Source organism: Basilea psittacipulmonis DSM 24701 (genome assembly GCF_000743945.1).
GTDB lineage: Bacteria > Pseudomonadota > Gammaproteobacteria > Burkholderiales > Burkholderiaceae_B > Basilea > Basilea psittacipulmonis.
On record NZ_CP009238.1, the window covers coordinates 1,887,986 to 1,900,803 of the forward strand.

The 12,818-nt window shown below is 43.4% G+C and carries 7 protein-coding genes; 1 reads left to right on the forward strand and 6 read right to left on the reverse strand.

All coding sequences use genetic code 11. The features are described from left to right. From mlaE to IX83_RS08205, 4 genes are read right to left on the reverse strand one after another with little or no spacing between them, the layout of a single operon-like run. Positions 1-777: a lipid asymmetry maintenance ABC transporter permease subunit MlaE gene (gene mlaE, locus IX83_RS08190; protein ID WP_038501261.1), complete on the reverse strand. Its 777-nt coding sequence runs from the start codon at positions 775-777 to the stop codon at positions 1-3. After that, positions 774-1,577: an ABC transporter ATP-binding protein gene (locus tag IX83_RS08195; RefSeq protein ID WP_038501263.1), complete on the reverse strand. Its 804-nt coding sequence runs from the start codon at positions 1,575-1,577 to the stop codon at positions 774-776. Before IX83_RS08195 ends, mlaE begins: the two co-directional genes overlap by 4 nt. 46 nt (positions 1,578-1,623) lie before the next feature. Continuing rightward, a complete protein-coding gene (locus tag IX83_RS08200; protein ID WP_038501265.1) occupies positions 1,624-3,090 on the reverse strand; it encodes a glutamate synthase subunit beta in 1,467 nt (488 codons plus the stop codon). Positions 3,091-3,100: 10 nt separating this feature from the next. Continuing rightward, the gene (locus IX83_RS08205) at positions 3,101-7,765 is read right to left on the reverse strand and encodes a glutamate synthase-related protein (RefSeq protein WP_236620609.1); all 4,665 of its coding nucleotides are present in this window, start codon (positions 7,763-7,765) and stop codon (positions 3,101-3,103) included. A gap of 526 nt (positions 7,766-8,291) precedes the next feature. Here IX83_RS08205 and rpoH point away from each other — a divergent pair. Continuing rightward, complete coding sequence (rpoH, locus tag IX83_RS08210; RefSeq protein ID WP_077315938.1) at positions 8,292-9,221, forward strand: RNA polymerase sigma factor RpoH; 930 nt, start codon at positions 8,292-8,294, stop codon at positions 9,219-9,221. Positions 9,222-9,223: 2 nt separating this feature from the next. Here the strand turns inward: rpoH and IX83_RS08215 are convergent, their stop codons facing one another. Beyond that, positions 9,224-9,901, reverse strand: coding sequence for a hypothetical protein (locus IX83_RS08215; RefSeq protein ID WP_038501269.1), 678 nt, complete (start codon positions 9,899-9,901; stop codon positions 9,224-9,226). Between the two features lie 28 nt (positions 9,902-9,929). Further along, positions 9,930-12,446, reverse strand: a complete 2,517-nt coding sequence (locus tag IX83_RS08220) for a cation:proton antiporter (RefSeq protein WP_038501271.1) — start codon at positions 12,444-12,446, stop codon at positions 9,930-9,932. Positions 12,447-12,818: the final 372 nt, after the last annotated feature.

The following is a 12,818-nucleotide window of genomic DNA, read 5'->3' on the forward strand; positions in this document are numbered from 1 at the left end:
TTAAAACATAAGTGCCGTCATCACAAAATCGAGTGCAAAAATCAATAAAGCACTGATTACCACGGTATGAGTAGTCGCTCTGGAGACCCCCGATGGCGTGGCTTTTGCATACCATCCTTGATACAAGGCCACTAAAATACACGCCACACCAAAGACCACACTTTTTACAAAACCGCTACCTACGTCACTAAACAAATTCACACCACTTTCCATTAATGACCAGTAAGCACCATTATCCACGCCTAACAGCATCACGCCCACTAGCCATCCGCCCAGAATACCGACGGCAGAAAAAAGTGATGCCAATACCGGCATCGCTATCACCCCACCCAAAAAACGTGGTGCAATGATTCTTGCCAAAGGGTTAATCCCCATCACTTCAATGGCTGTTAACTGTTCACCTGCTTTCATTAAACCGATCTCGGCCGTTACAGAAGTGCCTACGCGACCAGCAAAAAGCAAAGCGGTAATAACAGGCCCTAATTCACGCAATAAAGACAAGGCAACGACTAGCCCTAATTGTTGGGCTGAGCCAAATGTCGCCAAGGTGTTATAGCCTTGTAGCCCCAACACAAACCCCACAAACAAACCAGATACCAAAACGATCAGTAAGGAATAATTACCAATAAAATGAATCTGGTCCACCGTAAGATAAAATCGTTTAAAAGCCATTCCAGAGGCACGAAGAATCCTAGCTAAGAACAAAAAGAATCTTCCCAAAATGGCGATGATATTTAGGACAAAAGAACCCAAGTTTATTATTACATTACGCATCATGTCAGTCCTTTTGTTTTTAACCAGTCTAAATAAGCGGGCGTTTCTGGGTAATTAAAAGCAACTGGCCCCTCTGTTGAGGCCGATAAAAACTGACGCACATAAGGGTCAGTGGAACGACGCAAATCATCAGGTGTTCCCGATGCCAACATCCGTCCTTGTCCGACCATATAAACCTGATCCACGATAGCAAACGATTCCTCAATATCATGCGTGATCAAAATAGACGCACAATTTAAATGAGTGGTTAAATCTCGAATTAACTTAGCGGTAATTCCTAAAGAAATCGGATCCAGTCCAGCAAAAGGCTCGTCAAAAAAGATAATCTCAGGATCTAAAATAATCGCCCTAGCCAAAGCAACTCTTCGTGCCATGCCCCCCGATATTTCAGAGGTACTTAAATGAGCAGCCGCTTTCAGCCCCACTTTTTCTAAACAAGAAAGCACCTTTTGATTAATCTCTTCTTCAGTACATTGGCGCAATTCTCTCAAAGGAAAGGCGACATTTTCAAAGACATTTAAATCGGTAAATAAGGCACCTTGTTGAAATAGCACGCCCATTCTTTGACGAACTTGACTTAAATCTCCCCATGAACGAATATCCTGACCAAATAAGGAAATCTGACCTTTTTGGGCAAAAATCTGGCCTGTCGCTGCACGCAATAAAGTGGTCTTACCTGACCCGGAACCACCCATCAAAGCAACAACTTGTCCTGTCGATACATGAAGATTCAGTCCTTGAAGAATGGTGACCTGACCATACCCCAAGGACACATCTTGAAAGGTTAATACTGTTTTATCCAAGCTCTTGTCTTATAAAATAAAAACTTTTATTTTATACCAACTTTCTTTATCTTGGCAAAACTGATTGACCCATCAAATATTCATCTACCGCCTTAGCAGCTTGACGACCCTCGCGAATCGCCCAGACCACTAAAGACTGACCACGACGCATATCTCCTGCCGCAAAAATTCCTTTTTGGTTCGTCGCGTATTGTTCGGTATTGGCTTTAGCATTACCTCTGGCATCTTTTTCAATGCCAAAAGAATCTAAGACCTGCGGTACGGGGGAAACAAAGCCCATGGCCAGAAAGATTAAATCCGCTTTGATTGAAAATTCAGAATTCGGGATTTCTTTCATGCTCATCTGTCCCGTTTTAGGGTGTTTATCCCATTTAACGCGGACCACATTTAACTGTTTCACCACACCATGTTCACCCTCGATCGACTTCGTTGCAATCGCCCAATCACGCTCACAACCCTCTTCTTGCGATGAAGAAGTGCGTAATTTCATCGGCCAATAGGGCCATGTCAATGACTTATCTTCTTGCTCGGGAGGACAGGGCATTAACTCAATTTGCGTGACGCTTTTGGCCCCCTGACGAATACTCGTTCCCACACAATCAGAACCCGTATCGCCACCACCGATCACCACCACGTGTTTGTCTTTGGCGGTAATTTGATTTCTGATGCGATCCCCTGCATTCACCTTATTTTGCTCACGTAAGAAATCCATTGCAAAATAAACACCTTTTAATTCTCTGCCAGGAACCATCAAATCACGAGGCACTTCAGCACCACCACATAATAAAACGGCATCAAACTCTTTGCTTAATTCTTGTGGTGTGACGCACATCATATCTGAACTGGGCAAATCCTCTAAATTACCGACATAAGTAGAGGGTTTAAACTCCACGCCCTCTTCCTCCAATTGGCTTAAACGTCGGTCGATCAAACTTTTATCTAATTTAAAGTCTGGGATCCCGTATCTTAACAAGCCCCCGATACGATTATTTTTCTCAAAAACAATAACTTTATGACCTGCTCGGGCCAATTGTTGAGCCGCCGCCAAGCCTGATGGACCTGATCCGACAATCGCCACTTTCTTTCCTGAACGACGACGTGCTGGTTTGGCTTTGACCCAACCTTCAGACCACCCCTTGTCAATAATCGCATGTTCAATGGATTTAATTCCCACGGGGGTATTGTTGTAATTCAAGGTACAGCCAGCTTCACAAGGAGCTGGACAAATTCTTCCCGTGAATTCAGGAAAGTTATTGGTGGATAGCAACGTATCCAAAGCCAATTTCCAATCTGCACGGTACACCATATCATTCCAATCTGGAATATTATTATTCACAGGACAGGCATTATTACAAAAAGGAATGCCACAATCCATACAACGTGCTGCCTGCGTCTGAGCCTGCGAGTCTGTCAATGTCGCCACAAACTCATGGTAATGTTTAATACGTTCTTTAGGTGGCTGGCAACTTTCTTCAACACGTTCAAACTCTAAAAAACCTGTAATTTTTCCCATCATGAACTCCTTAAACTGCTTTTTTTGCGGATAATTGAGCTAAGGCTCGTTGATATTCCATCGGCATGACTTTGACAAACTGACCGCGAGACACTTCCCAGTTATCTAACAATTCTTTGGCACGTAAACTACCAGTGAGTTCATAATGTTCACGTAACAAATCAAGTAAAATCGGTTCATCCGCTTGTGCCTGTGCTTCTCTATATGGTTGGTGCCAAGTGTTTTTATCCTGTTCATCGGCTGGCAACACTTGTTGTAATGTCACCATACTGGTATTACACAAGTCTTTAAATGAACGTTCAGGATCCCACACATAAGCCACTCCACCGGACATTCCCGCCGCAAAATTTCGGCCTGTTTGTCCGAGTACAACAACGGTTCCGCCTGTCATATATTCGCAACCATGGTCACCTACGCCCTCTACTACAGTTGCTGCACCTGAGTTACGAACGGCAAATCGTTCACCTGCCACGCCTGAGAAGAACGCTTTTCCACCCAATGCACCATATAAAACGGTATTGCCTGCGATGATATTTTCTGACGTTTTACCTCTGAAATCATTTGGGGCACGAACGATTACTTGACCGCCAGACAAGCCTTTGCCAACATAATCATTCCCCTCTCCCACTAATTCAAACGTAATACCATGGGCTAAAAAGGCTGCAAAACTCTGTCCAGCCGTACCATGGAATTGGACGTGAATCGTATCATCGGGTAGGCCCTCATGACCATATTTTGAGGCAATCTTACCTGATAACATCGCTCCCACCGTACGATTTCGATTACGGATTGGCAAGGATAAATTCACTTTTTTGCCTTTTTCAATCGCAGGCTGACATTTTTCAATCAACTGATTATCTAAGGCTTTATCTAACTCATGATCCTGTGTTTCTGTGTGGTACAAGGCATGTCTTGGAGCTTCTTGTTTGTAGAAAATGCGTGAAAAGTCTAATCCTTTTGCTTTCCAATGCTCAATGCCTGCACGCATATCCAACAACTCGGTACGTCCAATTAAATCATCAAACTTTCTAATTCCTAGCTGCGCCATGATTTCACGCACTTCTTCAGCCACAAAGAAGAAATAGTTCACCACGTGTTCAGGCTTACCTTGGAACTTTTGACGTAATACGGGATCTTGTGTAGCCACCCCTACTGGACAGGTGTTTAAATGACATTTTCTCATCATCACACAGCCCTCAACGACCAAAGGAGCAGTCGCAAATCCAAACTCATCGGCACCTAACAACGCACCAATCACCACGTCTCTACCCGTTTTCATTTGGCCATCTGCTTGAATGCGTACACGACTACGTAAATTATTCAAAACCAGTGTTTGCTGTGTTTCAGATAAGCCCAATTCCCACGGTGTTCCCGCATGCTTAACGGAAGACAAAGGTGATGCACCTGTACCACCATCATGGCCTGCAATCACGATATGATCGGCTTTTGCTTTCGTAACCCCTGCTGCAACGGTACCCACGCCCACTTCAGATACCAATTTCACGGAAATATCAGCTGCCGTATTCACATTTTTCAGATCATGAATTAACTGAGCTAAATCCTCAATCGAATAAATATCGTGGTGTGGAGGAGGTGAAATCAAGCCCACGCCTGGCACTGAATAACGCAACTTAGCGATATAGTCCGTCACTTTATGACCGGGTAATTGACCGCCCTCACCTGGCTTGGCACCTTGAGCCATCTTAATTTGGATTTGATCGGCACTTGATAGGTATTCTGCACTAACCCCAAAACGTCCTGATGCGACTTGCTTAATCTTAGAACGCAAGGAATCGCCTTTTTTCAAAGGAATCACCGCTTCCACTCTATCTTTTCCTAGCACTGAAGCTAAGGTATCGCCCTCTTTAATACCGCTTTTACCTGACTTCAATTCCTTACGATAACGCAACTCATCTTCGCCGCCCTCACCTGTATTTGATTTACCGCCTATTCGGTTCATGGCTACCGCTAACGTCGCATGGGCCTCTGTCGAAATAGATCCCATCGACATCGCTCCCGTTGCAAAACGTTTCACAATCTCTTTAGCAGGCTCTACTTCTTCCAAAGCAATCGCTTTATTCGGATCCACCACAAACTCAAACAAGCCTCTTAACGTCATCATATGGCGAGTTTGATCATTGATTAATTGGGCGTATTCACGATAAGTACTATACTCATTAGAACGCGTTGCATGTTGTAGTTTTGCGATGGAATCGGGTGTCCACATATGGCGATCACCTCGCACACGGAATGCATATTCACCGCCAACATCTAGCTGATTTTCCAATACAGGATCCTCTCCAAATGCTTTTTGATGCAAACGAATTGCCTCTTCTGCGACCGCGAAAATATCTAGCCCCTCAATCGTCGTAGGCGTACCCGTAAAATACTTATCTACCAATGCCTTTTGAAGCCCCATTGCCTCGAAAATTTGTGCACCTGTATAGGACATATAGGTCGAGATACCCATTTTGGACATAATCTTATGAAGCCCTTTCCCAATCGCCTTGATATAATTCTTGACGGCATCAGGCCCCATGCCAGCAACGGCTTTAAGTGCCAAATAAGGATGGATCGCTTCGGCACCGTAACCTGCTAATAAAGCAAAATGATGCACCTCTTTTGCCGATCCCGTCTCAACCACCAACCCTGTTTTCGTACGCAATCCTGTACGTATCAAGTGCTGATGAATCGCTGACAAAGCCAATAATGCAGGAATCGCCACTCGTGTTTCATCTACTTTGCGATCACTGACAATCAAAATGTTATAACCATCTCTTACTGCATCAGCCGCACTGGCACAGATAGAGGCCAATGATGCTTCAATCCCCTGCGTCCCCCATTCTACGGGATAGGTAATATCGAGTTCAAAACTACGGAACTTGTTTCCAGTGTAATGCTCGATATGACGCAATCGTTTCATATCATTAGCCTGCAAAATCGGCTGTGACACTTCAATACGCATCGGAGGATTGACGTTATTGATATCCAATAAATTAGGTTTGGGGCCAATAAACGACACCAAAGACATCACCATTTGCTCACGAATCGGATCGATTGGTGGGTTCGTAACTTGTGCAAAGTGTTGTCTAAAGTAGTTATAAAAAGGTTTTGCATGGTCTGATAATACGGTCAAAGGACTATCATTTCCCATCGAACCCACGTATTCTTGACCTGTTTCGGCCATGGGTTTCAAAATAAACTTAAAGTCTTCCTGCGTCCATGCAAAAGCTTGTTGTAGGTCTAACTCTTTTGCTTTCAGCGGCTCTTCCACTACCGCTTCAGGATTATCCGCCGTTTTTAAATCCTGTAAATGCACACGCAAGCATTCTACCCACTGTGCATAAGGACGACTATTCGCCAACTGTGACTTTATCTCTTCATCTTCAATGATGCGTCCCTGTTCCATATCGATTAACAACATGCGTCCCGGTTGTAAACGCCATTTTTTGACAATTCGATTCTCAGGAACGCCCAAAGTACCTGCTTCTGAGGCCAAAATCACCATATCATCATCGGTCACCAGATAACGAGCAGGTCTTAATCCATTCCTATCCAACGTTGCACCAATTTGACGACCGTCTGTAAAACAAATCGCAGCAGGACCATCCCATGGCTCCATCATCGCCGCATTATATTCATAGAATGCACGGCGTTGTGATTCCATTTTCTCGTTTTGTTCCCACGCTTCAGGAATCATAATCATCATCGCATGAGCCAACGAATAACCGCTCATCACTAACAGTTCTAAACAGTTATCAAATGTGGCGGTATCTGATTGACCCTCGTAAACAATGGGATATAGCTTATTCAGATCCTCGCCTAAAACCGCTGAATCCATCACCCCTTCTCTGGCTCTTAACCAATTAAAGTTACCTTTCACGGTGTTAATTTCACCATTATGGGCAATCAAGCGGAAAGGGTGAGCCAAAGGCCATGCTGGGAAAGTGTTCGTAGAGAATCGCTGATGAACCAGTGCCACAGCAGACACGGTTCTAGTGTCCATCAAATCATGATAATACGCCCCAACCTCATTGGCCAACAACAGCCCTTTATACACCACTGTACGTGTAGAAGCCGATGCCACAAAATATTCCTTACTGTGGGCTAAATCCATTTGTTTAACCGCGTGGTTAGCCGTTTTACGAATCACATAAAGTTTACGCTCCAAGGCATCAGGTACCCTTTGATCAGGGCCACGTCCCACAAACAACTGCTTAATCACGGGTTCACAGGCAATCACGGCTTGAGAACGCAAAACATCATGATTGACTGGTACATCTCGCCAGCCCAACAACACCTGCCCTTCATTCTCTACTGCTCGCTCTAATGCTTTTTGACAGGCTAAACGCGATGCGGTTTCTTGAGGCAAAAACACCATCAATACCCCATACTCACCTGTCGCAGGTAGTGTCACCCCTTGTTTTGCCATCTCTTCACGGTATAAGGCATCAGGGATTTGAATCAAAATACCTACCCCGTCCCCCATATATTTGTCTGCCCCTACGGCACCACGGTGATCAAGGTTTTCCAATATCTTTAAACCCTGCTGAACGATCGTGTGGCTTTTCTTTCCTTTAATATTTGCCACAAACCCTAAACCACAGGCATCATGTTCATAGTGTGATGAATACAATCCTTTTTCTTCTGCCATTCTTATTTGCGTCACAGCCATTCTCCTAAGATTCCGCATCAATCATATTGTTGTGTTTAAGATACCGAAAAAACCCTCGATTCACAAGTTTTATTTCCTATGGTGCGTCACTATTTAATAAATATTGATTTAAAACAAATTATAAATAGGGACACACCGTCATCAAAAATCATCCAGTCATAAAAAATCCATTATAAATCAGTCTATTATAAAAATATCTAATAAAAACAAGCTATTATCACAAATACTACATTTGCTTAGCTTCCATGACTGAGCGATGATGTTTTCAATTTACTTTTGTATCCACACCATTATTTTTTCGCTTTTTTCCCAAGAAACAGGATTTCACACCACCTGTCGATCTCACGCCAATGCTTTATCGTTTCTATTAACGATGTTCGGGATCGAATAACAAAGACCCTATCAATCTCACGCTAATGCTTTATCGTTCCTATTCATCACTATTCATCCTTAGCTAGGATAGATTTAACTCATTCTCTTCATTGGAAAAGTGGTAAAATATAGGGTTTCTTTATATACTTTGCATATGAGCGAAAAGTATTCTCTAACGACACCACCTAATATCGGCAATCTAGGCGATATTGATGCGTACATCACTGCGGTTAATGCCATTCCCATGCTTTCTCCTGAACGAGAGTATGAGTTAGCCACCGCTTTGCATGATCATGAAGATTTAGATGCGGCACGACAACTGGTTTTGTCACATCTACGTCTAGTCGTGTCTATTTCTCGACAATACTTTGGTTATGGCTTACCTCAAGCCGATCTCATCCAAGAAGGAAATATCGGCCTGATGAAAGCCGTTAAACGATTTGATCCTAACCGTGGCGTACGTTTAGTATCGTTTGCCGTACATTGGATCAAAGCTGAAATTAATGAATACGTTGTGCGTAACTGGCGACTCATTAAAATCGCCACCACGAAAGCCCAAAGAAAATTATTTTTTAACTTACGCAGTATGCGTCCTGATACCTATCAGAGCCTCACTGACGAAAACATTCAAGAGATCGCCGACACGCTAAACGTGCGTCCCGAAGATGTTATTGAGATGGAAAAACGTCTGAATAACAACGAGGTATCACTCGAAAGCCAAACGGATGACGATAGTACGGATAACTACGCACCTATCCATTATTTACCCGATGAGGATGTCAGCGATCCCGTTGAAGCCATTGAACAGGAACATCGTCACGATCTCCAAACCAACGGGCTTCAATATGCATTAAATCAACTTGACGAACGGTCTCGCGATATTGTTTCTTCTCGATGGCTGTCCGCAGACGGTCAGGTACCGACCTTACATGATTTGGCCGCAAAATATCACGTATCCGCCGAACGCATTCGTCAGATTGAATCCGCCGCTCTAAAGAAAATGCGCCAATTTCTCAGCACCTATGAGGAACAGCAATATCGCCCTAAATTATTAGGCTACCAACCCAGCGAAAAAGCATCTTAATCTTAATCTGAATGCGTGTTAACGCCGCGTCCCCTTTTTCTCGGACGCATTCTGCGACTAACTGTTGGTTCAATACGCAGCAAGAAATCAGCATCACCCAACACCCATTGCCCCGTCAATGCTTCTCGCAACTGCTTAGACTGTTCAGGTGAAACCCCTTCTTTAAAATACGCATAATATTTTTGTTGTCGTTCAAAAGGCGTATTGCCAATCACCCAATAATCCGCGTGATGCACCAAACAATGATGCACATTAGATAGTCCTGTATGATGTCCTGCTGAAGACCATTTCCAGTATTCTGGCACCACATTACCTCCTTGCGAAGCCAAATACGACTCGATCCACAACATAGCAGGCAAGGCCCATTTCTTATCTTGAATCAAAGACGAACGATAACGTCTTTTGAACACCTTTCCCTGCCTTAATTTTGACGATAAATGTCTGCCTAGCTGTTGTACCAGCTGTGCCATGCTATTAGCGTGTTTGGGCGTGGCCAGCAAATAAATCTCATGATTCAAAAACAACCACGAATGCAAATCCACTTCAAACTCTTTAACCGACTGAGACAAGACGGAATACATGAATTGGGCCAACTGCTCATCTTCCAGCAAGGCAGGCACTAACTCCACCTGCACCAGCTGGACCACTCCCTCTGCATATAATCTAGGTAATCTAGCCACTTATCACCTCTTTTTCTTCTTAAACGCCTTATTCAATTTCTTCGTGTTTCTTGTATTTTTCCCAAACTTGCAACGCATACAAACGTTCTTCTAACACCTCATCCACTTTTTCTTTAATCGTTGGATACTTTTTCATCAGCTGTCTTAACTCACGACGCGTCAATGTTAACAATCGTGTATAGCTAAGCGAACGCACATTCACATAGACATCTTGACGACGTAATAAAATCATCTCGCCAAACATCTGCCCCGTCCCCAATTCTGCTTTTGTATCATCAGCCAAGGTCATCGAAACCGCACCTGATGCGATAAAATAAAGCGATCCCATGTATTTTGAACGTGTAAAGATCATTTGGTTAGGCATGGCAAAAACAGGTTTGAGCATCTTTCTCACCTCTTTCATTCCCTGTTCATCCAACCCCTCAAAGAAAGGCACATTCACCATCAATTCTTTCGTACTCAAAGAAACGTCTAATGGAGGAATATCAACCAAATCTTCCCATCTTTTGTCCGCGTCCGAAATCAGTTCCGTATAAATTTCTGGTGTCACAATCGATTGATCCACCATCTCTTTATAACTTTGTTTTTCCATCGAACGTGCCACACGACCTAGAAAATGCACACGCATATTTCTCACATATTCTGGATAAGTCAGTTCCAATGCCATCACAGCATCATCAACCGCTTGAAGTCTAGCTTGTTGAATGCGACTGACGGCCATTGCAATTTCTTCACCTAACAATACTTTAAGATCTTTTTCGCAGTATTGGATTAACGCCATGATCACACCGTGTTTGCCCAACAACCGCACCAATCTCAAGGCCAAAATCAACGATAAAAAATACTTAATTCTAAAGTGCGTTTGCAACCACCATGCCACACGATAAGCAAAGGTATATCGCAAATCATTTCTTAACGCTTTAACATAGCCTCGACGACCGCCAGAGACGATGGCATCAGATAGACGTTCAGCATCATTGACAAGTATTTGAGCCACTTTTGGCTGAATCACTTGTCCGCTAAACATCTCCATAAAGTGATTCTCTTCACGTTTGGACAAAATACCCAAACCAATCGCGATCTGGTCTTCTTTGTCCAATGATGAAAAGTCCGTTTGTTCCCGCATTTTCTGGATACTATCTTTAAATTTTTGTGCGACCACTGCTTGTGTTTGGTCGTCCAATTCCAGCGTTTTGGCAATCTCTTTTGTTCTTGAACCACTATCATCCAAAGCAACGATCAAAGCTTGATCGCGTAACTGCACCTCCAACGGGCTAAGCTCACTTAATCTAAAATATTTAATCAAAGGACGCAAGGTCAAGCCATTAATAAATAACGTTGACAAGACAAACAAGGTCGTCGCACCTGTTAGAAAATGCTTCACTTCTGAGGGGATGCCAAAATGTTCTGTAACCGACAAGGCCAAAGCAAGGGATAAAGCCCCTCTCAGACCACCCCACGAGATCACGGTTTTATAAGTAGATGAGATTTTATTAGCCAACCCTAATTTGTGCATCAAAGGTAACACGCCAAAAACGGTAATGGCACGTGCCAACATCACCGCAATATACAAAATAATGGTGTAGCCCACATCCGCCCACGTCATGCCTAGCACTAATTGGGGAATCATCATAGCGGCCAATAAGAAAATAAATGAGTTGGCAAAAAAGCCGTATTGCCCCCATGTCTCTTTGAGCTGATTATAGGTTTGTGGACTAATGCTTGTACGCCCCTGGTTACCGACCACTAACCCACACAATACCGTAGCGACTACGCCTGATACACCAAAATAATCTTCCCCCACAATATACGTCACATAAGCCGCACATAAGGTTAAGGTAATTTCTGCAGCAGGAAACCCTCGAATTACTTTAAACGCCCAGCAAGTCGCTAAGCCCATCACACTGCCGAATAACGCTCCCATCAAGAAGCTATACAAGAAATGTTTGGAGATAGAGAATAAACTTAAATGATCCACCCCCATCCCCAAGGTGGCAATCAACACGGAGAACATCGCTAAGGCGGCCGCGTCATTTAACAAAGACTCCCCCTCTAACAAGGTAATCAGCCGTCTAGGAGCCCCGACTTCTTTAAAAATACCCAGTACCGCAACAGGGTCGGTCGTTGCCACGATTGAGCCTAATAGTAAACAAACGATAAGACCATAAGTAGAGAATAACGATAAAATCGCCCCTACAAACGCTGTCGTGAGAAAGACTGCCAAAATCGCCATAACCATAATGGGGCCAAAGTCATTCATCACTTTGCGCAAATTCATCGCCATACTACTTTCAAACAGTAAAATAGGCAGAAAAACGGTCAGCAACATTTCTGATGAAATATGCATCGTATATAAGGCTGATAGAATTTCACCAACCACCGGCACATGATTAAACCAGCCACTACGAGCCACTAAGCCAATCAGGCACCCTACCGAAGACAATACCACGGTATAAGGCAATCTCAGTTTTCCAGACAAAGAAGGAATAAAACACGCTAGCGCTAATACCAGTGCAAACGCAAAAAACAAAAGAGAAGTATCCATTTTTATTTTATTTCACTCATCAATTAATGGTGACGCACCAAATGACTCCATTATACAAGAGTCATCTCCCCTTTATCCGAAAATAAGGCGATGTCCCCCATTCCCACCTCATCCACGAAAACAACACTTAATCCCATCACGCATCAGCTCACCTCTTTTTATCAAAAATCACCAAAAAATCAATCAAATACGCACCCGCAAAACAAAACCCAGATAAACATAACATTCTTTTTCGCTTCATTAAGATATTGACAAAGCCATTTTTTTTCATTCTAATAAGCTTTGCCGATTTGACACAGCTTGCGGGCAAAACAGCTAAAGCGGATAATAATTCTTTTTCTGTTTCCCCTCCCTATGTTGAATCGCACCTAC